Source organism: Devosia sp. LC5 (assembly GCF_000735585.1).
Lineage (GTDB): Bacteria > Pseudomonadota > Alphaproteobacteria > Rhizobiales > Devosiaceae > Devosia.
In genome coordinates, this window is the sequence record NZ_JNNO01000003.1 from 16,888 (window position 1) to 41,603 (window position 24,716).

A 24,716-nucleotide genomic window follows, 5' to 3' on the forward strand; every position below is an offset into this window, starting at 1 on the left:
GCCGTTATTTTAGAAGCGGTAGTTCACGCCGAGAGTGAAGGCATGGTTGGTCAGATCGTCGGTGCGGCCCACGCCGGCGACGGTGCTGTCCACGTCGAAATAGCGGGTCTGCAGATATTCGGCGCGCACGCTGATATTGTTGCCCAGATCCTGCTCGACGCCTGCGCCGAACACGGCGCCGGCATAGGTGTCGGTGCCCGAAGTGGTGGTGCCCGAGGGCTCCAGCTCAGCCAGCGAAACGCCGGCGGTGCCGTAGATCAGGGTGCTGCCCAGCGCCACACCGGCGCGGCCCTTGGCGGCCAGCGACCAGTTCTGCGTCAGGCCGGCATCGGGGGTGAGTTCGTAGCGCAGCTCATCGCTGAGCGTGCCGGACACTTCGCCGCCGACCACGAACTGGTCGAACTGCTGCAGATAGCCGGCCTGCACGCCGCCCGAGAAGCTGCTGTTGTCGAACTCATCGGCGCTGATCATACCGGCATGGGCACCAGCATAAAAGCCGGTCCAGGTGTCGGTTGCAACGGCCAGGCCCGCATCGGGATAGGCGATCTGGGCGGGCGCCGGGGTATAGAGATCGGCAGCCTGGGTGGCGGAAACCGATGCGACGACGGCAGTGCCGCTCAGCAGGGCGGCGAGGGTAAGGGTGCGAAGGGACACTTGGGTCATACTCCTGAGAAATCGCTGCGCAGCGGCGGTTTGGTTCGCCTCGGCATGAGGCGCTTGTCCGCTGTGCTGATGCCAGATTGACCGCCCAAGATTGCGTGGGCCTTACAGTGCCGGCTCCAATTCCTTTTTTGTTGCAGCGGCTCGCAACAGTGGCAGCGTGACGATGACGCTGGCCCCGCCGGAGGGCGCGTCGGCAATGGTGATATAGCCGTGATGGCGCCGCACAATGGCCTCCACCAGGTTGAGGCCCAATCCCGCGCCGTGTGACGATGGCTTGACGCGATAGAAGGGCTCGAACACCCGGTCGCGCTCGCTGGCGGGAATGCCGGGGCCCTCGTCGCTGACCGCAACCGTGCCGTCGCGCCCGACCTCGACAACGATCTCGCCGTGCTTGCCGCCATAAGCGATGGCGTTCTGGATAATATTGGTCAATGCCCGGCTCAGGCTGCTGCTGTCGCCATGCACCATCACCGGATCGTCAGGCGCATTGAGCGAGAGTTCGTAGCCCGCCGCAATGGCCAGCGGGGCCAGATCGCCCACTACATTGGTCGCCAGATCGCCCAGGTCCATATCCTCGAAATTGGTGCTGCCCAGATCCATGCGCTGCAGATCGAGCAATTGCCCGGCCATGCTGGCCAGCCGCGCCGCATCGACCAGCAATTGACCCTTTTCAGGGAAGGGCTCGGCCATTTCGATGCGCGTCTGCAGGATGGCGATGGGGGTGCGCAATTCATGGGCGGAATCGGCGAGGAAGCGTTCGCGCTTGGCATAGGAATCATCGAGCCGCGCCAGCCCGTCATTGACCGCCTTGACCAGCGGCTGCACTTCGTCGGGCAGGCTTTCGGTGGAAAGCCTGGTGCCCCTTGCATCGATGTCGATCAGCTCGGCCTGGTCGGCGGCGCCCTTGAGGCCGCGCATTTCGCGCCGGACGATGATGGGAATGGTGATGGCGCTGGCCAGGCCCAGCAGAGCCACCATGGCAATCGCCAGCAGTCCCGAAATCCGCTTGATGATACCGGCAACGCCCAGGGTCGGGCCGCCTCCGGTCATGACGCGGACCGTCCCGACCGGGGATTGCTCGGTTCGCACCAGGAGCGAACCATAGCTGGGATCCGTGGTGCGCACCTCGACCGATTCCAGCAGCCAGAGCTGGTCTTCGATGTCCTGGTACATTTGGGGGACGTCCCCGACAGCGGCCCAGGCGCCGGACTGGTTGCGCACGTAAAACCACAGATTGGGATAGTCCCTGCGCAGGGACTCGAGATCGGGCGAGGCCACGTAATTGATCTGGTCGCCCTCCACATCCACCAGGCTATGGGCAAAGGCCATGGTCGCCCGGGGATCGAGGGGCTGTGCATCGCCCAGATAATCGACGACGGGGGCAATGACCGTGGGAAATACCCCCAGACCAAAAAACAGCACAAGCGTCAGCAACTGCACCCGGATCATCTGCTGGGTGAGTTTGCGGGCAAGCGAATTGGGGCTCAGTCGTTTCACGTCAGTTTCAACAAATAGCCGACCCCGCGCACGGGATGGATGATGACCGAGGCACCGGCATCCGCCAGCTTGCGGCGCAGCCGCGAGATGTGAGCCTCGAGGGAATTGGACTGGATTTCATCGTCCGAGCCATAGACTTCTTCTTCGAGCAGGTTGCGCCGCACGGTCCGTCCGGCCCGGCGCATCAGGCTCTCGAGCACCAGATATTCGCGCCGCGGCAGGTCGAGCCGTTCACCAGCAACAAACACCTCGCCCTGGTTCAGGTCAAATGCCAGGTTGCCCAGGCTCAGCGGCTTGGAGGTCACCTGGCTGGGCCGGCGCAGCACGGCGCGCAAACGCGCCACCAACTCGCTGACCACGAAGGGCTTGGGCAGATAATCGTCGGCGCCCAGATTGAGCCCTTCCACCCGGTCATTGGCGGAGCCGCGGGCGGAGAGGATCACGATGGGCACATTGGGGCGTCTCTTGCGCAGATAGGCGATCAGCGAGGCGCCGTCGCCATCACCCAATTGGCGATCCAGCACCACCAGGTCATGGCTGATGGTTTCGATCGCCTCAATGGCGACTTCGATCGAGGGCGCGATATCGGTTACGAAGTCATGTTTTTCCAGCGCGCTGCGCAGTAGAGCCGCCATATCGGGCTCATCTTCCACCAGCAATAGTCGCATGCAGACCTGCCTCCCCGGGCATTATTACTCTGAATTGTCCGCGATAAGCCTTGCCGCAACCTTACAGCGCCAGGCTGCACATTTTGCCGTCCGCTCATGCATTTCACGCTTCCATGGGCCGCGCAATGTTGACGCAAGATTGCCGGCCCACAACCGGCACGTTGCTGTGCCTTGCCACCGGTTTGTGCCGGACATGTTCTGCGTGGGCGGGCCAGCGACACCCTATTTCTTTTGTCCTCGCCAGCCAGTTCGGCAGTTGCCTGCAGCCCATCCCCATCCGCAGGCGCGCCACCGGCCGCCTGCCGGATTCGATTGTGGCAGCAATGTGCAAAGGCTTGCGGGGCGCATTCATTACAATGCGTTCATGCTAGAAATAGCATTTTATAATCAATAACTTGGTGCCGGTGAAAAGATTTCACTTTGCCGCTGGCCGCAAGGTTCGGGCAATCTTGCGGTCCTAGCTTGGCGTCACCTTCGAGAAAGGAAGACCCCAAATGAAAACCATTACTTTTGCCATTCTTGCTACCGCCGCTGCCGCCTTCGCCCTGCCGGGCATGGCCAATGCCGCCAGCCTCACCACCAGTGATGACCTGTTCGGCCATTCCAAGTTCAACATCGAGCGCACCCTTGCCGAACGCGGCATCGAAGCGACCGAGCTTGAAGCCTGGGGCCAGGCGATCCGCGCCACCGTCACTGCCGCCGATGGCACCACGACGACGCAGTTCTTCGACAAGGACACCTTCCAGCCGGTTCGTCCGAACGGCCAGTCGCTGAACAATGGCACCGGCACCGGCGAATCCTATGGCCGCGGCGAATTCGGCACCCCCGAAACGCTGTCGAGCAGCAGCTAAGCCTTGAGGCACTGGGGGCGGCCCGGCGATTGCGCCATCTGCCCCCGAGCCCTCTGCTAGATCGAGCGGATCATTCCGCCATCGATCCTGATGCGTGAGCCGGTTATATAACCGGCCCGCTCGCTGACCAGAAAAACCACCGCATCGGCCAGTTCCTCCGGGCGTCCATAACGGCCCGCTGGAATGGTCGCGATGGAAGCCCGGCGCACCGCGTCGATCTCCATATTCTGCCGTTTTGCCGCAGCCGCGTCGAGTTCATCGACGCGGTCGGTATGGATGCGGCCCTGTACCACCACATTGACAGTGATCCCGGACGCAGCGACCTCGCTCGCCAGCGTCTTGGACCACCCCACCAATGCCTGCCGCAAGGCATTGGAAATCGCCAGCCGGGCGATGGGCGCTTCGACGCCCGACGATGTGAGGGTCACGATGCGCCCCCAGCCGCGCGCGGCCATGGCCGGCAGCAGCGCCTGATTGAGCGCGATGATATTGGCCACCATGGATTCGAACCCGGCATTCCAGGCCGAAAGCGGCACATTGGCGGCTTCGCCCGGCGCCGGTCCGCCCGAATTGTTGATGATGATATCGACGCCGCCCTCGGCGGCCAGCGCCTCGCTGAGCGCTGAAACCGATTGCCCGTCCGCCAGATCGAGCTTGCGGCCGGTGATCGAGCCATTGAGGCTCTTGTCGACCTGACCGTCCAGCGCTGTGACCAGATCCACGCTGCGCGCGGCGCCGATCACCTGCGCGCCTTCATTGGCCAGGCCCAGCGCAATCGCCGCGCCCAGCCCCTTGCTGGCGCCCAATACCAGCGCGCGTTTGCCTTCCAGTCCAAGTTTCATCAGTCAAATCTCCTCGCGGTCAGCGACCGAAAAACAGCGACAAGGGCGTATCGACGAAGACCTGCCGCCGCACTTGCGGGCCAGGGAGCCATGTTTCGTACGCCGAAAGCAAATCGCCGTCCTCGGGCATCTTGTCCCACAATTCAGTATGCGGCCAATCGCTGCCCCAGAGCAGGCGATGGGGATGCGATGCCGCCAATGCGGTGATGGCCGCGCCCGCATCGGCATAATCGGCGCTGGCCGTCAGCCGGTAGGGCGCCGAAATCTTGGTGTAGATATTGGGCCGGTCGAGCAGGCGCCGCAGCGCGTCCAGCCGTGCGCCGGTATCGGATTCGCCAAAGCGGATAAAGGCCAGATGGTCCAGCACCAGCGGCGTCTCGCCATGCTCCAGCGCGGCCACATCGGCCAATTGCTCGGCCCGCAGCTGAAACTGCACCGACCAGCCCAGCGGGGCGACCTTGCCGAGCAACTGGCCCACTGCGTCCAGCGCCACTCCCGCCTTGTTGCGGGTATTGATGCGGATGCCGCGCACGCCGCCCGCATCCAGCTCGTGCAAGGCCCGGGTGGAAATATCCGGTGCCACCACCGCAATGCCGCGCAGGCGCTGCGGATCGCTGGCAATCGCGCGCAGCATGACGCTATTGTCGAACCCATAGACGCTGGGCTGCACCAGCACGCCGCGCGCAATGCCCGCCGCCTCGGCATAGAACTGCCAATCGGCAATGGTCAGAATCTGCGGCGTGTAGCTGCGCGGGAACGCCAGCGGCGCGCCGGCATCGAATACGTGGAAGTGGCTATCGCAGGCGCCCTCGGGCAGGCGGGGCAGGGCACCGAGCGGCCTGGGCGGCAGGCAGAGCGGCGCTTCGGTCTGGCTCACCGCTTGGCCTGCAGGAAATCGAAATCGGCGCCCTCATCGGCCTGCATCACATGCTCATGATAAAGCCGGTCATAGCCGCGCCGTGCCGTCTCCGCCGGTGGCGGTAGCGCCGCCAAGCGCCGCTCGAATTCGGCGGCCGGGATATCGAGATTGAGTGTGCGTGCGGGCACGTCCAGCGTGATGCGGTCCCCGGTCTGCACGATGGCCAGCGGCCCGCCGGCGGCAGCTTCGGGGGAAATATGCAGGATCACCGTGCCAAAGGCCGTGCCGCTCATCCGGGCGTCGGAAATCCGCACCATGTCCTTAACGCCCTGACGCGCCAGCTTGCGCGGAATGGGCAGATAGCCCGCCTCCGGCATGCCCGGCGCCCCTTTGGGCCCGGCATTGCGCAGCACCAGCACATCGTCGGCCGCCACATCGAGGTCGTCGCTGTCGATCCGATTGGACAGGTCCTCGACGCTCTCGAACACCACGGCGCGGCCGGTATGCTGCATCAGTGCCTTGGAGGCGGCCGATTGCTTGATGATCGCCCCGCGCGGCGCCAGATTGCCCTTGAGCACGGCCAGCGTGCCGATCGGCTTGAGCGGGGCGGCGACACTGCGGATAATGGTCTGGCCCGGCTCATCCACCACGGCATCGATCATCTCGCCAATGCTGGCGCCATGGATGGTCGGCGCGCTCAGGTCGAGCTCGCCCCGGATTTCCTTGAGCAGGGCGGGCACGCCACCGGCCTTGTGGAATTGCTCCATATAATGCTGGCCGGAAGGCTGCAAATCGACCAGCAGCGGCACGCGGTGGCCCAATTCGTCCAGCAGCGCGATATCCAGCGGAATGCCCAGCCGGCCGCAAATGGCGGCCAGATGCACCACTGCATTGGTCGAGCCACCCATGGCCTGCAAAGCCACCAGCCCATTGCGGATCGCTGCTGGTGTCAGAAGGTCCTTGACGGTCGGCCCGCCCTCGGTGGCGAGCTTGGCGGCAAGGCTGCCGGTGGCTTCCGACAGGCGCACGCGTTCTGCCTCGGTCGCCGGGGCAGAGCCGGCGCGCGGCAGGCACAGACCCATCACCTCGGTCAGATTGGCCATGGTACTGGCCGTGCCCATCACCGTGCAGGTGCCCACCGAACTCACCAGCCGATTATTGACCTCGCTGATTTCGGCCTCGTCGATCTCCCCGGCCCGGAATCGCCCCCAGAAGCGGCGGCAATCGGTGCAGGCGCCCAGCCGTTCGCCCTTGTGGTGGCCGGTCGCCATCGGGCCGGTCGGCAGGAACACGGCGGGAATTTCGCTGCTGGCGGCAGCCATGATCTGCGCGGGCAGGGTCTTGTCGCAACCCCCGATCAGGATGACGCTATCCATGGGCTGGGCGCGGATCATCTCCTCGGTTTCCATCGCCATCAGATTGCGCAGATACATCGAGGTGGGCGAGGCAAAGCTCTCGTGGATGGAAATGGTGGGAAAGACCATGGGCAGCGCCCCGCCCAGCATGACCCCGCGCTTGGCTGCCTCGATCAATTGCGGCACATTGCCGTGGCACGGATTATAGTCGGAATAGGTATTGGCAATGCCCACAATGGGGCGGTCCAGCGCGTCATCGGAATAGCCCATGGCCTTGATGAAGGCCTTGCGCAGGAACAGGGAAAAGCCCTGGTCGCCATAGCTGGTCAATTTCCGACGAAGGCCGTTTGACACGCGATACTCCCGTTCCGGCTACTGGTTCGCCGCATGCCCGGTAAGCTAGTGGCTCCACGAGGATTGTCAATAAAGAAGCGCTGCGCTAAAACGACAATCACGCTAGATAGCCGAAATTTCTCGCTTCCTTCCGCGGATGCCTTTCATTATTATTGATAAATCAGTATGAGGGTGCAGGTATATGCAGAAGCGACGAGTGGGCGTGATCGGTGCGGGATGGGTCAGCGCCTATCACCTGCCAGCCTGGCAGAAACGCAGCGCGCAGGTCGAAATTGTCGCCATAGCCGATCCGTTCGGAGTTGCTGCACAGGCGCGCGCCGAGGCTTTTGGTATCCCCGCCATCTATGGCGACGCCGCCACCATGCTGGCGCAGGAAGATCTCGACATTGTCGATATCTGTGCGCCGCGCGAGACTCATGCCGAACTGGTGCGCCTTGCTGCGCGGGCGAAGGTGGCCATCATCTGCCAGAAGCCGCTGGCCACCGACTTCGCCTCGGCCAAGGCGCTGGTTGCCGATGTTATCGGCACGACGCTGATGGTGCACGAAAATTGGCGCTTCCGTGCGTGGTATCGCCGCCTGCGGGAATGGCTCGATGCCGGCGTGATCGGTGACATCCGTCAGGCCAGCCTCGAATTCTTGTCCAGCGGCATGATCGCCGGGCCGGATGGCCAGCGGCCGGCACTGGTGCGCCAGCCCTTCTTTCGCACTCAACAGCGGCTGCTGGTCATGGAAGTGCTGATCCATCACCTGGATACGCTGCGTTTCCTGCTCGGCGAAATGGACGTCGTCGCCGCCCGGCTCGAGCGCAGCAATGCCGATATCGTGGCCGAGGATGTCGCCGCGATCACCCTGCGCCGCCGTAGCGATGGTGTGCTGGTTCACATTACCGGAAACCTGGCCGTCCACGGCGCGCCGCCTGCACCGCGCGATCACCTGCGTATTTTCGGCGCAAGCGGCACGATCGAACTTGACGGCAATCAGCTTGCCGCCCGTGGCGCGCAGCCGCAGGTTGAACAGTTCGACGCCGACATGGTCTATCAGGGCTCCTATGACGCTGCGATCGGCCATTTTCTCGATTGCCTCGATAGCGGAAAACCGTTCGAAACTGCCCCGGCCGACAATATGGAAACCCTGCGCCTGGTCGAAGCCATTTATGCGCTGGCACAATTCGACCCGGAGCAAGAACCGCGATAGACTGGTGCCGTAATCCAGGAGCAGCCTTTGGATAGCTTGACCGAAACCGCCACCACCGAGCACGACGACCTCTCCATCGCCCGGGCACTGGAGGAAGACATCATCTTCGGTCGCCTCGCGCCCGGCACGCGGCTCACCGAGGATATGCTGCTGGCGCGTTTCGCCGTCACCCGCCATTTCGCCCGCCAGGCGCTGGTGCAGCTGGAATCCATGGGCATCGTGGTGCGCGAGCGCAACCGCGGCGCTACGGTCCGCTCGCTGACCGCCGGGCAGGTCAAGGAAATCTACGCCGTCCGCGAATTGCTGCAGCGCCAGGCCGCGCTGTGGATTCCCCTGCCGGCCCCCGACAGCCTCATCGCCGAACTCAACGCCATTCACGAAGAACACGGCCGCCATATCGAAGCCGGCTTCCTGCGTGGCGTGCACGAAACCAATGACCGTTTCCACCTGACGCTGTTTGGCGCTTGCGGCAATAGCCATCTGGTGCAATCCATCGAACTCTACATGCGCCTCAGCCTGCCGGTACGGGCCAATTCCATGGCCAATACGGCGTCGCTGCGGGTGTCGCATGAGCATCACCGGTTGATGATCGACATGCTCAAGGGGACGGATAATTGGGTGCTGGCGCAATTGTGCGTGGATCACCTGCAGCCGAGCAAGGCGCGGTATCTGGATCGGGTGGGGTAGGGGGTACTCCGATCCCCGTCTCACCCCCAAAACAAAACGAGCGCGCCCGGGAGGAAGGGCGCGCTCTTTGCCGCATTACCAGTCGAGGCGAAGCAGGGAGACGCCTTGCCGGGGGAGGGTAGTGCGGAGTTCGATTTTGCCGTTCTCGACGGCAACGCTGGCCTGGTCCTCGATCTGGGCCAGCTTGCCGGCCGCTTCGAGCCTGGCGTAATCGGCGCCTTGCGGATTTTCGGGCTTGCCCATCGCCTTCCATACGCCGAAGGCGTTGGAATGGGTCTCGTCCATCCGGAAGTGCTTGAGGCTGGCGGGCTTGCCGCCCCAGCCTTCGATGGCAATCGATACCTCGGCATCCGGCCCGGCCGTATCGTCATCATGATAATGCCAGACCAGCACGCTCACGCCCTTGTCGTCGCGGGTGGCGACGATATTGACGTCGGGCTCGTCGCGCACGCCATGCTGCATGATCTCGGCGATGTCACGGCGGTGCGTGCTGGCGGTTTCCAGCCATTCGCCGCCGAGCATGCCCAGCATGCGGAAGCCGTTGAGCACCGCCTTGTCTACGCCATTGGTGGCCAGGTCCCGGAAGCCGTCGAACCAGGGCTGGTCATCGAACATGAAGGCCCAGGTCACCGCGCCCTCGATCTCGATATTGGCGCGCCGGCTGAGCTCATAGGTGCGCAGCATGCTTTCGACGACATAGACGCCATAGAGCGGGCCATTGCGATAGCCGTTCTGCGGATGCACCCGGGCCGAACAGGCAGCGCATCCTTCGGGATCGGATTCCCCGATGATCACCGGCAAATGCGTCAGCGAAGGGAATTCGTTGATGATGGCCAGGTTCGCTTCGATATCGCGCAGATGCTTGTGCAGCCCCATCCGCACATGATCCTGCCAGATCACGGGATTGCCCTTGGCGTGGAAGGCGATGAAGTCGATGGGGGAATTATTGTCCACCACATGCTTGAGGAAGGCCCGCAAAAAGGTCTGCGCCTTGGGATTGGAAAATGCCCCGCATGTATGCGGTCCACCGACCCGCGCATCGGGCAGCACCTTCTTCACCGCCCGTGCGCTCACATCATACATGGCGCAGAATTCGGGGATGGTGCCGGTCCAGTAATGCCCGTCCGGTTCGTTCCAGACTTCCCACGGCCAGGTGCTGACTTTCTCCTTGCCATAGCGATCGGCCAGATGCTGCGCCCAGGCCTCGATCAGCGCGCCCCATTTTTTCAGATCATTCGGCGGCGCGGCCCAGCCGGTGAGAATGGTGGCATATTTGTTCGCCGGCTCCCAGCTGTGCTGATAGGGGCCGGTATCGTCCGACAGTGCCTCGGGGGTGAACCCGATCTGCACCAGCGGGGTATTGCCCGCCTCGGCATAGGCGTCGAAAATCTGGTCCATGATGGTCCAGTCATAGACCGGGTTGCCATTGGCATCTTCGGTATAGGCATTGGTCGAGCCCCATTTGAGCGCCGGCACGCCATCGCCCGAGGTCAGCAGATTATGCGTGCGGATATGGGGAGAGACCGGGCTGAGCTCGGTCAGCTCGGCCAGCAGCTTCTTGCCGTGCTTGCTATAGGTGTAATTGGGTTCGTCATAGCCGAACCAGGCCCATAGCGGCTTGTATACCCCCGTCGGGCGGTCGGCGCGAACACTCGTCGTGACATCGATATTCTGGCTCATCGGTCTTCCTCAGGAGGCGGGCGCGCAGGGCTGCGCTGGGGGCAGGTTATGGTGCAGGCAAACTAAGTCAGCCAGCCGCTTTGTCAATAATAAGATGCGCGGATTATCGTTAGTCCAGATGCGATCGCGCAAAAATCCGCGCAAAATATCGAATTATTGAAACTAGCGGTTGTGGTGTGCACAAAAATTGTCGATAAAGATGCCGCAACGACGAAATCCGCGAGGAGAGGTTCAGTGTCTTTCGGGGCGCGGCGCGGACGGACGGAGCGATGAGGCTGGGTGCCTCGACGATCACGGGAATTCATCGCGTCAAACGCGCTTAGGGAGGATACCTATGAGCTTGTTCAAGAAAATCGCCATTGCGGCGGTCGCGTCCATGCTGGCGCTGCCGGCATTGGCGCAGGATTTCATTGCCGGCATTCCCCGCAACGAGGCGCTGATCATACAGGGGCCGACGGCGCAGAATGCGGATTGGTTCAATATCTGGGCGCCCGGCGGCGGCTCCAACACCAATGGCCTGCAGCAACTGACCACCGACACTTTGTGGTTCATCAATCCCGAAGGCGGGCCGGACGCCTGGCAGAATGCGCTGGCCGCCGAGCCGCCCATCTATAATGACGACTTCACTGAAATGACGGTGAAGCTGCGCGAGGGCATTTTCTGGAGCGACGGCGTCGAATTCACCGCCGATGACCTGGTCTACACGGTCCAGACCCAGATCGATCATCCCGGCATGGGCTGGAGCGCGCCATTCTCCATCAATGTGGCCAGTATGGAGCAGCCCGACCGCAATACGGTGATCTTCAAGCTCAAGGCGCCGAACTCGCGCTTCCACACGCTCTTTACCGTGCGCTGGAATGCCGCCTGGATCATGCCCAAGCATGTCTTCGAAAAGGTTGAGGACCCGCTGGCCTTCAACAACAATCCACCGATCTCGCTCAGCGCCTATGTGCTGCACAATTACGACAAGGCCGGCAATTGGGCGATCTGGAAACTGCGTGACGACTGGCAACGCACCTCGATCGGCATGGACTGGGGCCAGCCCGAGGTCAAATATGTGGTCTACGCCGCTTCGGGCAATCCCGAAGCCCGTGTGATCGCCCAGCGCAATCACAATCTCGATGTCATCAACGACATCGCCCCCGAAGGCATGTTCTCGATCATGCGCGATGCCCCGAGCACGGCCGCCTGGCTGCCCGGTTTCCCCTTTGCCCACCCCGATCCGACCCTGCCCTCGGTGCTGTTCAACCTGCAGAAGGAGCCCTTCAACAACAAGGACGTGCGCTGGGCGCTGACTCTGCTCATCGACATCCGGGCGGTAGCGCTCGGCTCCTATCGTGGCGCGGCTAATCTTTCGGCGCTCGCCGTGCCGCCGACCGGCTCGGCTCCTGACGACTATTTCGTGCCCATGCAGGATTGGCTGGCCAATTTCGAGCTCGACACCGGCGCGCGTACCATCAAGCCCTATGATCCGGGCCTGGCCGGCCAGCTGGCCAATATGGTGCGCGGCCAATGGCCCGATATTCCGACTGACGAAGCCCAGTTGCAGCGCATGTTCGGCTTCGGCTGGTGGAAGCAGGACGTGCAGGCGGCAACCGAATTGCTGCAGAAGGCCGGCTTTACCAAAAACGGCAACCAATGGCTCAAGCCCGACGGCACCCCGTTCGAAATTCGCGTCCAGGTCGAGGGCGACGCCATCCCCACGCTGGCGCGTGCCGGCACGGTGATTGCCCAGCAATGGAGCCAGGCCGGCATCAAGGCCACGGTCGATGTCGCCGGCCCCACCCATGGCCAGCGCATGGGCACCGGAGACTTTGAAACCGCCATCTTCTGGACAGTCGAAACCTGGGGCGGTCACCCCGATCTCAGCTTCTTCCTCGACAGCTACCGGTCCGATTTCATCAAGCCGCTGGGCGAAATCCAGCCGCCGCGCAATCTGCAGCGCTGGGAGGATCCGCGCCTCGACGAGATCATCGACAAGAACCGTTCGCTGGCCTTCGACTCGCAGGAAGTAACCGCCCTTGGCATCGATTTCCTCAAGCTCGCCGTCGAGGAAATGCCGATGATCCCGCTGATGGCCTACAACAAGTTTGCCCCGTTCGACACGACCTATTGGACCAACTACCCCTCCGCCGCAAATCCCTATGCGGCCTCGGGCCCGTTCTGGTCGAACCTGCGCTACATGGTGGTCAGCCTCAAGGCCAATCCGGATGCGCCCAAGTAAGGGCGGGGGCGGCCATACTTCGAGAGCCCCGATCTGCCTCCCTCCCCCTTGAGGGGAGGGATTGAGGTGGGGGTGCTGAACCCTCCAACGGCATCGAGCATGTTGGGACCGCAGCACCCCACCCTAGCCCTTCCCTCAAGGGGGAGGGGACTGCATCGCGTTTTTGGCGCGCTGGGTGGCAAGCCACAAGGCGCAAGACGATGGAGTACCGCATGTCGAACACTATTGGGCGCAAACGGATATGAACGGCTATCTCACTTACGTCGCCAAGCGTTTCGGACAGTTCATCTTTGTCGTCGTCACCGGCGTCACCCTGGCCTTTCTGATCGCCCATTTCTCGCCGGTCGATCCGATCGAGCAGACCGTATCGCTGTTGACCAATTTCGGCTCGACCGATCCGCGGAGCGTGGAAATCCTGCGCCAGTCCCTGCGCGAGCTGTACGGCACCGATGGCTCGTTGCTGGAGCAATACCTGACTTTCTGGGGCCGCGTGATCCGGGGCGATTTCGGCCCGTCGCTGTCGGCCTTCCCCACCCCGGTCATGACCATTATCAGCCGCGCTCTGCCCTGGACCGTGGGCCTGCTGACACTGGCTACCATCATCTCCTGGGTACTTGGGAACACGCTTGGCGCCATTGCCGGCTATTTCCGCAATAACCGCGCCATGAAAGTGGTGGGCGTGCTGGTCATGGCCATGCAGCCCATCCCCACCTACATCACGGGCCTGACCCTGGTCATCGTCTTCGGCTTCCTCTGGCCCATCCTGCCCATCAGCGGCGGCGCCCAGCTCAATCTCGACCCGGCCATGACCTGGACCTATATCCAGTCCGTCATCACCCACGGCACCCTGCCGGCGCTGACCCTGGTGCTGGTGGGCATGGGCGGCTGGTTTATCGCCATGCGCTCGCTGGTCTCCAACATCGTCACCGATGATTATGTGGTCTATGCCGAATTGGGCGGCGTGCCCTCGCGCACCATCTTTTCCCAATATGTCGCCCGCAACGCCATGCTGCCCCAGATCACGGGCCTCGCGCTCAGCCTGGGCAATGTGTTCGGCGGCGCCGTCATCGTCGAGTTCATCTTCAACTATCCCGGCATCGGCAAACTGATGGTCGCGGGCATTTATGCCGGCGATTACAGCCTGGTGCTGGGGGTGACCACCATTTCCATCATCGCCGTGGCCGCCGCCGTGTTCCTCATCGACATTCTCTACCCCCTGATCGACCCCCGCGTGAAACTGGGATAGCGCTCATGTTCAAAGTCCTGTTCGACCTGCTGCGCTACAATCGCGAGTTCCTCTTGGGAACCCTGCTGATCCTGATCATTCTCGCGCTGATCGCCTGCTCGTTTTTTGCCCCCTATGGCGAAAACGACATCTATGTGGTGATCCCCGACATGCCGCCCTCGGCCGAACATTGGCTGGGCACCAATTCGCGCGGGCAGGAGATTTTCTGGCAACTCTCCATCTCCATGCGCAATACGCTGATGTTCGGCGTCGTCGTGGCTGCCATCAGCCGCGTCATCGCCATCGTCGTGGGCCTCGTCTCGGGCTATATCGGGGGCCGCACCGACCAGATCATCATGGCGGTCAACGACACGCTGGGCGCCTTGCCCAATATCCCCATCCTGCTGCTGCTGGTCTTCGTGCTGCGCGACCAGATGACCTGGCCGGTGCTGGCGCTGACCGCCGCGCTGCTGGGCTGGACCCACGATAGCCGCCTGATCCGCTCGGTGGCGCTTTCCCTGCGCACCCGCGAATTCACCCGCCACGCCGCCTTTTCCGGCATGCGTACCGGCCAGATCCTGTTCCGCGAACACCTGCCCTATGTCATGCCGATCGTGTTCTTCACCACCATGAACAACCTCATCTGGGCCATTGGCCTCGAGGTCACGCTGTCCATCCTGGGCTTTTCCGACATCAACCGCCCCACCATTGGCGGCATGATCTATTGGGCCAATGCCCACTCGGCCATGGTCGCCGGCATCTGGTGGTGGATCGCGGTGCCGATGATCTTCGTGGTCATCCTGTTCCTCGGCCTGTTCCTGCTCGCCATGTCCGTCAACGAATATATCGACCCCCGCAGCCGCCTCGCGCGCATGGGAGCCTGAGATGATGAACGCCACACTCGCCCCCGAACGCCCCGCCACGACCGCGCCCGTCGATGTCCTCACCATCAAGGACCTCAAGGCCTATTATATCAACGAGCATTTCGGCGTGCGCCGCGAGGTCCGCGCCGTCGATGGCATCGATCTCACGGTCCGCCGCAACGAGGTCTATGGCATTGCCGGGGAATCCTCCTCGGGCAAGACCTCGCTGATCAAGACCTTGGCCGGCGCCATCCGCCCGCCCATGCGCGTGGTCGAAGGATCGGTAAAATTCGATTTCGGCGGCAAGCATATCGATGTTTATGGCGAGCCCGCCAAGATGCAGGCCGCGCGCTGGCAGCATCTGAGCTACATCATGCAGGGCTCGATGAGCGTGCTGAACCCGGTGCGCCGCATCAAGCACGCCTTCAACAATTTCGCTTATCGCCATATGGGGCTGGATGCGACTGCGTTCCGCCGGCGCGTCGAAAGCCATCTCGATCGGCTGGGGCTGGACGCCAGCGTGCTCGAAGCCTTTCCGCACCAGCTGTCCGGCGGCATGCGCCAGCGCGTCACCATCGCCCTGGCCACCGTCTGCGAACCCGAATTCATCATTGCCGACGAGCCCACCACCGCGCTGGATGTGCTGGTGCAGCAGGACGTGCTGGGCCTGATCAAGGAAGTGCAGGGGCGGCTGGGCTCATCGGTGGTGTTCGTCACCCACGACATGTCCGTCCACGCCGCTATCACCGATCGCCTCGCCATTATGTATGCCGGGCGCCTGGCGGAGGAGGGGCCCACCCAGGCCCTGTTCGACAGGCCGCAGCATCCCTATACCGCCCATTTGATCGCGAGCCTGCCGCGCATCGGCGATGTCTCGACCCGCAAGAGCCTGGCCGGCAAACCGCCCAGCCTTGCCAACCCACCATCGGGCTGCCGCTTCCATCCGCGCTGTCCCATCGCCATCGAGCGCTGCTCAAAAGAGGTGCCGCAAATGCTGCCTAGCGCCACCGGCGGCCGCGTCGCCTGTTTCCGGGCCGGGGAGGTATCGATGCAATGAGCCAGAATCTGCTCGAACTCGATCACGTCACCAAGCGTTATGGGGTAGGAGGGCTCTTCTCCCACCAGTCCATCACCGCCGTCAACGATGTCAGCTTCTCGCTGGCCAGCGACACGCCGGAAATCTTCGCCATTGTGGGCGAATCCGGCAGCGGCAAATCCACCATGGCCAAGATGATCCTGGGCAATGAAGTGCCCGATGGTGGGCGCCTGGTGTTCGACGGCACCGATATCGGCACCATCCGCACCCGCGCCCAGCGCGAGGCTTTCATGACGCGGGTGCAGCCGGTGTTCCAGAACCCCTTCGAGGCGTTCAATCCGCTCACTCATGTCGATACCTATCTCTACGCCACCGCCCGCCGCTTCACCGGCGCCGATACGCGCATCCAGCAGGAAGCCAAGGCCGACGAAGCCCTGCAACGCGTCGGCCTGTCCCTCGCCGAACTCAAGGGCCGCTTCTCGCACGAACTCTCGGGCGGCCAACTCCAGCGCGTGGCCGTCGCCCGCGCCCTGATCCCGTCTCCCAAGCTGATCGTGGCCGACGAACCCGTCTCGATGGTCGACGCAAGCCTGCGCATGTCCATCGTCAACCTCTTCCGCAGCCTGCGCGACGAGCTCAAAGTCTCGATCATTTACATCACGCACGATCTGGCGACGGCCTATTACATCTCCGACCGCGTCATCATCATGCAGAAAGGCGTGGTCATCGAAAGCGGCGGCGCGAGGGCGGTGCTGGACAATCCCACCCACCCCTATTCCATCGCGCTCAAAAACGCAGTTCTACCACCCGACCCCAAGGCGGCAGCGGCAGCGATCCGGCAGAGAAGGGCATTGGTGGAGGGGGCGTAAGTCCCGATATCCTCCGGTCGAGCGAATGACTGCTCGCATAACCGGGATCACCTCGCCCCTCAGGGGAGAGGTCGACGGCGAAGCCGTCGGGTGAGGGGTGCGATGCTGCAACAGCTCAAATGTCCCAGCATCGCACCCCTCACCCTGGCCCTCTCCCCTGAGGGGCGAGGGGACGATGGAGTACATCGATTAGTGATAGTCGTCGCCAAGGGATAGTGCGACTTCGGCGCAGGCGCCCTCACCCCTGCAACTGATCCACTGCCGCAATAATCCCGCGCAGTTCCGCCAGGCCCTTGAGGCGGCCGATCAGCGAATAGCCAGGATTGGTTTTCTTGTGGATGTCATCGGCCAGCAAATGCCCGTGGTCGGGCCGCATCGGGATGACGCTGTCACTTCGCCCGCTCGCCACACGCCGCCGCTCTTCGGCCCGCAGGATGCTGATCATGTCAACCATGTTGACGTCGCCGCCCAGATGCTCGGCCTCGTTGAACGAGCGGTCCGGCTCGACGCTGACATTGCGCAGATGCACGAAATTGATCCTGTGGGCGAATTCGCGCGCCATGCCCACCACATTATTATCGACCCGCGAACCCAGCGATCCCGCGCAGAATGACAGGCCATTGGCTATGCTGTCCACCGCACCCAGCACCGAGCGCATATCCTGCGCCGTCGAGACCACGCGTGGCAGGCCAAACAGCGAAAACGGCGGATCATCGGGGTGAATGCCCAGCCGCACGCCTTCTTCTTCTGCCACCGGCACGACTTCACGCAGGAATTCCACCAGGTTTGAGCGCATGTCATCGGCGCTGACATCGTCGAACTCGGCGATCCGCCGGCGAATGCCCTCGCGGTCATAGCTGTCCTCGCCGCCCGGCAGGCCGGCAATGATATTGGTCTCGAGCGTCGCGATGGCGCTCTCGCTCATCCCGGCCAGCTTGCTCTGTGCGGCCGCGAGCAGTTCAGGCGCATAATCGCCCTCCGCACCCGCGCGCTTGAGCACGAAGGCATCATAGGCAACGAATTCGACCATGTCGAAGCGCAGCGCCAGCCCCGTCGTCGGCATGGCATAGCGCAGATCGGTACGCGTCCAATCCACCACCGGCATGAAATTGTAGCAAACCACGGGCACCCCGGCGCGGCCCAGATTGGCGAGACTCACCTTCCAATTGTCGATGAATTCCCGGTGCGGCCCCCGGCGCAGCTTGATCGAAGTATGCACCGGGATCGATTCGCAGACCGACCAGATCAGGCCCGCGGCCTCGATCGCCGTCTTGCGTTCGGCAATATCGGCAGGCGTCCAGGCGCGACCGTCATAAATGTGGTGCAGCGCCGTAACGATTCCACTCGCCCCCGCCTGCCGCACCTGATCGAGCGTCACCGGATCATTGGGTCCAAACCACCGCCAAGACTGCAGCACGCATTCCTCCCGTATAAAAATACGCTAACATGTTAGCGGCAGGACCGGGCGCCGCCAAGGATAATCGGGCCCTTTGCCCGCCTATGATCCCGATATTGCTGAATTTTCGAGCGCCGGCCTTGGCCAGCCATTTGCGGACCACCGTCTTGGGCATTCAGATATTTCCTGTCAGCTTGGCGCAAGCTAGACGTGGCAGTTCTGCGTCAGTCCGGGCAAAAGGCAGTGCGCTTTCCCCTTCAAGACTAGCGAAATAGCGGTTTTGCGACATATAATTAGCAAGGCAGCCGTTTCTGGTGCGTCGGTAAAGGCATAATGGAACGGCAGACCAGTATTGAAACCAGCGCTGCAAGTGGATCGCTGATCCGCTGTTCCGGGGACTGGACTTCAGCCACTGCCCAATCATTGGAACGTGAACTGGCCGGCCTGTCGCTGCCCGGTTCCGAGTCCGGTATTCGCGTCGATCTCGACGGCATCAGCCGGCTCGATACGGTCGGTGCCTGGCTGCTGACCGATTTCCGCCAGCGCCTGGGTGATGCCCGCGTCGAACTCGTCGGCGGCACCGAACAGCATCGCCAACTGCTCGAGCGCATCGGCGAAACCCCGCAGGAACAGGTCGAGCCGCCCAAGCATCCCAATTTCCTGGTGCTGCCGTTCGATCAACTCGGCCGCGCCATCGTCGGGGCCGGGCAGGATATTTTCAACGCCAATGTCGTGCAGGGCCGCATCATCACCGCCTTTGCCCGCACCATGACGTTCCAGGCGCCGCTGCGGTTTCCCAGCTTCGTCAACCAGTTCGAACAGATCGTGCTGCGCGCCATTCCCATCGTGGCGCTGATCTCGCTGGTTGTCGGCGCCATCATCACCCAGCAGACCATCCTGCAATTGCGCAATTTCGGCGCGGTGATATTGGTGGTCGATCTGGCCGCCATCCTGATGTTCCGCGAAATCGGTGTATTGCTTGCCGCCATCATGGTGGCGGGCCGCTCAGGCTCGGCCATCACGGCCGAAGTCGGCGCCATGCGCATGCGCGAGGAATTCGACGCCCTCCAGGTCATGGGCGTCGATCCCTATCAGGCCCTCCTGCTGCCGCGTATCGTGGCTTTGGTGGCTGGATTGCCGCTGCTGGCTTTTGTGGGCTCCATGTCGGGCCTGGTCGGGGCGGCCATCGTTGCCAGGGTCTATGGCGATATCCCCTTCGACACCTTTATCGGCCGCCTGCAGGGTGCCATGAGCATCCAGAGCGTGGTCGTGGGCATGATCAAGGCGCCGGTCATGGCGTTCCTGGTGGGCCTGATCGCTTCCATCGAAGGCCTCAAGGTCGAGGGTTCCTCCGAATCCCTGGGGCGCCGTACCACCTCCTCGGTGGTCAAATCGATCTTCATCGTCATCGTCGCCGATGGCCTGTTTGCCGTCTTCTTCGCGGCGATCGGGGTCTAGCGCATGACCGGGACTTCCGAAAATCCGCCCGTACTCAGCGTGCATGATCTCAAGGTCGAGATCGATGGCCGCCAGATCATCAACGGCATGAATTTTGAGGCCCAGCGCGGCGAAATCCTGGGGCTGATCGGGCCGTCCGGTTCGGGCAAGTCCGTCACCATGCGCGCCATTGTGCGGTTGCTCCCCAGCACGGGCGAGATCCGGATTCTGGGCCGCAACTATGCCGAGCTGGACCGCGAGGAACGCGTCGCCACCCAGCGAAAATGGGGCATCCTGTTCCAGCAGGGCGCATTGTTTTCGTCCCTGAGCGTGCTGGAGAACATCGAATTTCCCATGCGCGAGCACTTGCATCTGTCCTCTGGCCTGCGCAGCGACATCGCCCGGCTCAAGCTCGATCTGGTCGGCCTGCCGGCCAAGGCGGCCCAGCTTTACCCGTCCGAATTGTCGGGCGGCATGATCAAGCGCGCCGCTTTGGCGCGCGCCCTGGCGCTCGATCCGCAAATTCTGTTTCTCGACGAGCCCACGGCCGGGCTCGACCCCATCGGGGCGGGCAAGTTCGATGAACTTATTGTCACGCTGCGTGACACGCTCGATCTGACAGTGCTTATGGTAACCCACGATCTGGACAGTCTGGCCACGGCCTGTGACCGGATCGTGGCATTGGCGGATGGCAAATTGCTGCTGGCAGGTACAATGGCCGAAATGCGGGCAAGCACGCATCCCTGGCTTCGCGACTATTTCCACGGGCCGCGCGCCCACGGCCTTGAAGGTTAGCCCTATGGAAAACAACGCAAATTATGCATTGGTCGGGGTGCTGGCAGCCGCAGTTTTCGCCGCGCTCTTTGCCTTCGTCTACTGGTTTGCAGCCCCCGCCGCCAATATCGCGCTCAAACCCTATGATATCGTCTTCACCGGTACCGTCAGCGGCATTGCCCGCGGCACGGACGTGACCTTCAACGGCATCCGCATCGGCCAGGTCAATACGGTCCAGCTCGACCCCCAGGATTCCAACCGCGTCGTCGCCCGGGTCGAGGTGGACGCTACCGTCCCCGTCCACGCCGATACCAAGGTCGTGACCGGCTTTCAGGGGCTGACCGGCGGCGGCTCGGTGCAGCTGAGCGGCGGCACCATTGCGGCAGGCGATCCGCCGATCGGGCCAGGGCACGACGTGCCTACGCTTTACGCCGAGGTCTCCGATTTCCAATCGATCATCGATGGCCTTTCCTCCACGGTCAACGGCGCCTCCACAGCCGTCAGCCGCATCAATTCCCTGCTCGATGCCAATGACGACAAGATCAACACGACCCTCGCCAATATCGAGAGCTTCAGCTCGGCCCTCGCCGTGAATTCCGATGGCGTGCAGAGCGCCCTCGCCAGTATTTCCGAAGCCGGCCAGCAGATCGGCCCGATGGCCGAGCAGATCGGGGAACTTTCGGCCAAGGTGAGTGCCCTGGTCGATGCCGTGCCGCCCGAGGATGTCGCCAAGGTGGTGGCCGACGTCACCATCTTCTCCGATAGCCTGGCGCGCAATTCCGACCAGATCGACAAATTCTTCGCCACCACCGCGGTGCTGTCGGACAATCTCACCCAATTGACCGAGGGCCTGCACAGCGCCGTTGCGGTGATCGATCAGGTTGCCGCCGAAATCGACCCCACCATTGTCGGCCGCGTGATGGACAATGTGGACAAGTTCGCTGCCACGCTCGGCAAGAATACGGACAATGTCGATATCATCGTGGCCAATGTGACGTCGGTGACCGACCAGCTGACGCGCTCGGTCGAAAAAGTGGATTCCATCCTGGCCCAGGTCGATTCTTCGGTATCGAGCGCAGAAGGGCAGGGCCTGTTCAACGATATCGCGGAGGCGGCCCAATCCGTGCGCGCCCTGGCCGACCAGCTCAATGCCAGCACTTCGCGCATCGCCTCGGGATTGAACGATTTCACCTCGCGCGGGTTGTCCGAGTACACAGCGCTTGCCGTGGATGCCCGCGGCACGCTGCAGCGGCTTGACCGGGTGGTGCGGAACCTTGAAAACAATCCGCAGGGACTCATCTTTGGGGGAGAAACAGTTCGTGACTATACCAAGCAATAAGGTCCCCCGATGAGCCTGGCGCGTCGTTCATTCATGGCCGGAGGGGCCTCTATCCTCGCCCTGGGACTGGCCGGCTGCTTTGGCGTACGCGCCCCGATCACCTATGATCTGGGCAGTGTCGACGGGCTTAACACGCGCCGCCGCTCCTCGCGCGTCGTGGTCATCACCCTGCCCAAGACGGTACAGACCTATGATTCCCAGCGCATCGTCATTCGCGACGCGGGCAATGTGCTGAGCTACCTGCCCGAAGCCCAGCTCTCCGATACCTTGCCCCGGCTGGTGCAGACCCGCCTGTTGCAGACCTTCGAAGCCAGCAACTTCCCCAATATCGGCAGGCCCGACGATCAGTTGCGCGTCGACGTGACATTGGCGACCGAATTGCGCGCCTTCGAGATCGATGTCGGCAAAGGAGGCCTCGCCACCGTCACGATCAATGCCAAGCTGGTCGATGAACAGCGCGGCGCCATCTTCGCCAGCCAGGTCTTCACCGCTACCCGCCCCGGCGTGGTCACCCCTGCCGTCGCCGCCATCGCCGCGCTCGATGGCGCGCTGGCCGATGTGATGAGCCAGATATTGGTCTGGACCGCCCGCAACGCGTGAGGTCGCGCTAGCGTCATTTTCTCGCGGCCAGCATAGCCATCGCATGCCACTGCGGGTCCCACTGGAACTCGGCCACACCGGCCCACGTTGTTGCTGCGTGAACAGCGCAAGCAAAACATGGCTGGGTAAGCTCGCTGCAATAAAGGTCCCATCCAGCCGGATGGAAACCATGACTGAACCGGGGGTCAACCTCGAGCAGATCCGCCTCTTTCCGCCCGCCACCGCCCTGTGGTCGCTGGAGCGCGGCACCTCGCCCATTATCGGCACTGCCATTCATAATGGTCACCATATCCGCGCCGAAGCGCTCGATCGCATGGCGCTCGATGATGCCGGTCGCCTGCACGAAGAGGCTCCCTTCACCGCCTATGCCATCCTTGACGTGCCCAATCGCATCGTCGTGCACCGCTCCCGCTTTGAGATCGACCTCAACCGGGCGCGCGACGCCTCGGTCTATCTGAAGCCCGAACAATCCTGGGGCCTGCAGGTGTGGCGGGAGCGGCCATCGCCGGCCATCATCGCGCGCTCGTTGCGCATCCACGACGCCTATTACGCCATGCTGCGGCAGGTCCTGGCGGGCATCGAGGCCGAGCACGGCCAATTCGTCTTGCTCGATATTCATAGCTACAATCACCGCCGCGCCGGCCCCGGCGGGTCGCCGACCGACCCGGAGCAGGCGCCCGATATCAATATCGGCACCTTCTCCATGGATCGTGAGCGCTGGGCGCATATTCTCGACCCATTCATGGAAAACCTTGGCAGCCTGCGCTTCCGCGGCCGCTTCATGGATGTGCGCGAGAATGTGGTGTCCGAGGGCCGGGGCGAGCAGACCCGTTTCGTGCATGAACATTTCCCGCAGACCGGCTGCGCCATTGCGGTCGAATTCAAGAAATTCTTCATGGACGAATGGACAGGCGAGCCCGACCTGGAGGCGCTCGATGCCATGCGCGCCGTCATCGCCTCGGCCATCCCAGTGCTCGAAACTGCATTGCGGGCGGACAGATAGGCACCGCCAGCCTGCCGGGCGGTCTCAACAACCTCTCGGACATGTACGACACCAGTTTCTGCGACAGCCAAGCTGACCACTTGCGATGCCTATGGCCCACCCCTGACCAACTGCGCCCTGGCGACGCTCTAGGACCAGTGCTCGGCCAGCGTTTTGGGCGTGTGCATATTGCCGTAGAGATAGTCCCAGAATTCGGCGCGCCGCTCCTTCGGCACACTCTTCCAGACCTCATGCACGGCGACATCGCCACACCAATAGGCATAGACGAATGGCGCCCGCAGGCTATGCCCGAGAAACGCCAGCCGCGACCGCGCCGTTACTGGATCCTGAAACCCGCCCTCGGCCATCACCGGCACGATTTCGTCCAAGGTCTTGCCCTGGCTATGCATCATCCAGGCCGCATTGCAGCGCAGGGCGCCGCGTAAACGCTGCAACGCCACGCCCAATTCGTCCTCCGGCCCCTCGATCCAGTCGAGGAAGAACATGCCATTGTCCGCAATGCCCTCGAACAGCGCGCTGCTGGCCGAAGAGGTCACCACTTGCGCGCCATCCAGCGGCATCCGGCCCTCGGCCACATAGCGTTCCCGCAGCGCCAGATGCACCAGATGCCCCGGAAAGACCTCGTGTGTTGCCAGATGCTTGAGGGCAAACCGCGTATAGGGAAAGTCCAGATTCATCAGCACCTTGCGGGCCGGATAATCGCAATAGGCCGAGAACGGCACAGCGCTTACGCCGACCGGCTCCATCCATTGATCGGCCATCGGATACATGCGCGCACTGACGCGCCCACGGGCTTCCAGGGTCAGCGCCCGCATGGTTTCCAGTACCGCATCGGCGGGTACGCGAACCTGGTCCTCCCACCGCGCCAGATCATCCGCCAGCGCCCCGCCGGCAAAGCCCATTTCATTGAGTTTTTCGCGGATAATGGCGCGATAACCATCCAGCACATCATCGCCCACCAATTGCGTATCGACCCGGATTTGCCGCCGCACCCGCTCGGCAAAGGAAATCTCCCTCTCCGCAAAGGTCGCCACCAGCGCGAGCAGGGAATCCACCATCTCATCGAGATAATCCCGCCGCAGCGCCGACTCCGCCTCGGCCGCCAGCCGGCCGCGCAAGGCTAGCAATTCCGCCGCCGCCTCATCATAATCCCGCAATTGACGCGGCTCGACTGCCTCCACCGCAACCGGGATCAACCCCTCACGGTCGAGAAATCCATCGCTGCGCGGCGTGCTGCGGTAGAGCTGATCAATGCCGGCGGTGAGTTCGGCCAGTTCCTTGCCAAGTTTCATGGCATGA

22 protein-coding genes are annotated in these 24,716 nt (G+C 62.8%); 13 read left to right on the forward strand and 9 right to left on the reverse strand.

The genetic code is table 11. The annotated features are described in order from the left end of the window. Window positions 1–9: 9 nt before the first annotated feature. From FF80_RS02400 to FF80_RS02410, 3 genes are all read right to left on the reverse strand, one after another. A complete protein-coding gene (locus tag FF80_RS02400) occupies window positions 10–654 on the reverse strand; it encodes an outer membrane beta-barrel protein (RefSeq protein WP_160172779.1) in 645 nt (214 codons plus the stop codon). A gap of 111 nt (window positions 655–765) precedes the next feature. Beyond that, window positions 766–2,160: a HAMP domain-containing sensor histidine kinase gene (locus FF80_RS02405; RefSeq protein WP_035097285.1), complete on the reverse strand. Its 1,395-nt coding sequence runs from the start codon at window positions 2,158–2,160 to the stop codon at window positions 766–768. Next, window positions 2,157–2,828, reverse strand: coding sequence for a response regulator transcription factor (locus FF80_RS02410; protein WP_035097286.1), 672 nt, complete (start codon window positions 2,826–2,828; stop codon window positions 2,157–2,159). Before FF80_RS02410 ends, FF80_RS02405 begins: the two co-directional genes overlap by 4 nt. 494 nt (window positions 2,829–3,322) lie before the next feature. On the opposite strand from FF80_RS02410, the gene FF80_RS02415 reads away from it, so the two are divergent. Further along, the gene (locus tag FF80_RS02415) at window positions 3,323–3,679 is read left to right on the forward strand and encodes a hypothetical protein (protein WP_035097287.1); all 357 of its coding nucleotides are present in this window, start codon (window positions 3,323–3,325) and stop codon (window positions 3,677–3,679) included. A gap of 56 nt (window positions 3,680–3,735) precedes the next feature. On the opposite strand, the gene FF80_RS02420 is transcribed toward FF80_RS02415, so the two are convergent. Genes FF80_RS02420 through FF80_RS02430 form a run of 3 tightly spaced genes read right to left on the reverse strand, consistent with a single transcriptional unit; the run spans window position 3,736 to window position 7,089 of the window. After that, a complete protein-coding gene (locus FF80_RS02420; protein ID WP_035097288.1) occupies window positions 3,736–4,521 on the reverse strand; it encodes an SDR family oxidoreductase in 786 nt (261 codons plus the stop codon). 19 nt (window positions 4,522–4,540) lie between these two features. Further along, complete coding sequence (locus tag FF80_RS02425) at window positions 4,541–5,398, reverse strand: amidohydrolase family protein (RefSeq protein ID WP_035097289.1); 858 nt, start codon at window positions 5,396–5,398, stop codon at window positions 4,541–4,543. After that, window positions 5,395–7,089, reverse strand: a complete 1,695-nt coding sequence (locus FF80_RS02430) for an IlvD/Edd family dehydratase (protein ID WP_035097290.1) — start codon at window positions 7,087–7,089, stop codon at window positions 5,395–5,397. Before FF80_RS02430 ends, FF80_RS02425 begins: the two co-directional genes overlap by 4 nt. Before the next feature lie 181 nt (window positions 7,090–7,270). Between FF80_RS02430 and FF80_RS02435 the strand changes: the two genes are divergently transcribed. Both FF80_RS02435 and FF80_RS02440 read left to right on the forward strand, forming a co-directional pair. After that, entirely contained in the window at window positions 7,271–8,284 is a 1,014-nt protein-coding gene (locus tag FF80_RS02435; protein ID WP_035097291.1) for a Gfo/Idh/MocA family oxidoreductase, read from the forward strand. A gap of 27 nt (window positions 8,285–8,311) precedes the next feature. Next, window positions 8,312–8,971: a GntR family transcriptional regulator gene (locus FF80_RS02440; RefSeq protein WP_035097292.1), complete on the forward strand. Its 660-nt coding sequence runs from the start codon at window positions 8,312–8,314 to the stop codon at window positions 8,969–8,971. A gap of 75 nt (window positions 8,972–9,046) precedes the next feature. On the opposite strand, the gene FF80_RS02445 is transcribed toward FF80_RS02440, so the two are convergent. After that, window positions 9,047–10,651: a beta-xylosidase gene (locus FF80_RS02445; RefSeq protein ID WP_035097293.1), complete on the reverse strand. Its 1,605-nt coding sequence runs from the start codon at window positions 10,649–10,651 to the stop codon at window positions 9,047–9,049. 334 nt (window positions 10,652–10,985) lie between these two features. On the opposite strand from FF80_RS02445, the gene FF80_RS02450 reads away from it, so the two are divergent. The 5 genes from FF80_RS02450 to FF80_RS02470 all read left to right on the forward strand — a co-directional run bounded on the left by FF80_RS02450 (window position 10,986) and on the right by FF80_RS02470 (window position 16,868). Beyond that, window positions 10,986–12,875, forward strand: a complete 1,890-nt coding sequence (locus FF80_RS02450) for an ABC transporter substrate-binding protein (RefSeq protein ID WP_035097295.1) — start codon at window positions 10,986–10,988, stop codon at window positions 12,873–12,875. Window positions 12,876–13,116: 241 nt separating this feature from the next. Then, window positions 13,117–14,121, forward strand: coding sequence for an ABC transporter permease (locus FF80_RS02455; RefSeq protein WP_035097296.1), 1,005 nt, complete (start codon window positions 13,117–13,119; stop codon window positions 14,119–14,121). A 5-nt stretch (window positions 14,122–14,126) separates the two neighbouring features. Next, the gene (locus FF80_RS02460; protein WP_035097297.1) at window positions 14,127–14,984 is read left to right on the forward strand and encodes an ABC transporter permease; all 858 of its coding nucleotides are present in this window, start codon (window positions 14,127–14,129) and stop codon (window positions 14,982–14,984) included. Between the two features lies 1 nt (window position 14,985). Further along, window positions 14,986–16,020 carry an ABC transporter ATP-binding protein gene (locus FF80_RS02465; RefSeq protein ID WP_052153092.1) on the forward strand — a complete coding sequence of 345 codons (1,035 nt, stop codon included), beginning with the start codon at window positions 14,986–14,988 and terminating at the stop codon, window positions 16,018–16,020. Then, on the forward strand, window positions 16,017–16,868 hold the full coding sequence (locus FF80_RS02470) for an ABC transporter ATP-binding protein (RefSeq protein ID WP_035097298.1): 852 nt from the start codon (window positions 16,017–16,019) through the stop codon (window positions 16,866–16,868). Before FF80_RS02465 ends, FF80_RS02470 begins: the two co-directional genes overlap by 4 nt. A 238-nt stretch (window positions 16,869–17,106) precedes the next feature. Here the strand turns inward: FF80_RS02470 and uxuA are convergent, their stop codons facing one another. Continuing rightward, window positions 17,107–18,285, reverse strand: a complete 1,179-nt coding sequence (uxuA, locus tag FF80_RS02475) for a mannonate dehydratase (protein WP_035097299.1) — start codon at window positions 18,283–18,285, stop codon at window positions 17,107–17,109. A 312-nt stretch (window positions 18,286–18,597) separates the two neighbouring features. Here uxuA and FF80_RS02480 point away from each other — a divergent pair, with 312 nt between their 5' ends. The 5 genes from FF80_RS02480 (at window position 18,598) to FF80_RS02500 (ending at window position 23,417) form a co-directional block, all read left to right on the forward strand. Beyond that, window positions 18,598–19,722, forward strand: a complete 1,125-nt coding sequence (locus tag FF80_RS02480) for an ABC transporter permease (protein WP_035097301.1) — start codon at window positions 18,598–18,600, stop codon at window positions 19,720–19,722. Between the two features lie 3 nt (window positions 19,723–19,725). After that, window positions 19,726–20,496, forward strand: coding sequence for an ATP-binding cassette domain-containing protein (locus FF80_RS02485; protein WP_035097302.1), 771 nt, complete (start codon window positions 19,726–19,728; stop codon window positions 20,494–20,496). 4 nt (window positions 20,497–20,500) lie between these two features. Continuing rightward, on the forward strand, window positions 20,501–21,814 hold the full coding sequence (locus FF80_RS02490) for an MlaD family protein (protein ID WP_035097303.1): 1,314 nt from the start codon (window positions 20,501–20,503) through the stop codon (window positions 21,812–21,814). A 9-nt stretch (window positions 21,815–21,823) separates the two neighbouring features. Then, entirely contained in the window at window positions 21,824–22,414 is a 591-nt protein-coding gene (locus FF80_RS02495; protein WP_081917191.1) for an ABC-type transport auxiliary lipoprotein family protein, read from the forward strand. 169 nt (window positions 22,415–22,583) lie between these two features. Continuing rightward, window positions 22,584–23,417 (forward strand): N-formylglutamate amidohydrolase, encoded by an 834-nt coding sequence (locus tag FF80_RS02500; protein WP_052153094.1) that lies wholly within the window; start codon window positions 22,584–22,586, stop codon window positions 23,415–23,417. Between the two features lie 128 nt (window positions 23,418–23,545). Here FF80_RS02500 and FF80_RS02505 read toward each other — a convergent pair whose 3' ends face one another. Beyond that, window positions 23,546–24,709: a hypothetical protein gene (locus FF80_RS02505; RefSeq protein WP_035097307.1), complete on the reverse strand. Its 1,164-nt coding sequence runs from the start codon at window positions 24,707–24,709 to the stop codon at window positions 23,546–23,548. Window positions 24,710–24,716: the final 7 nt, after the last annotated feature.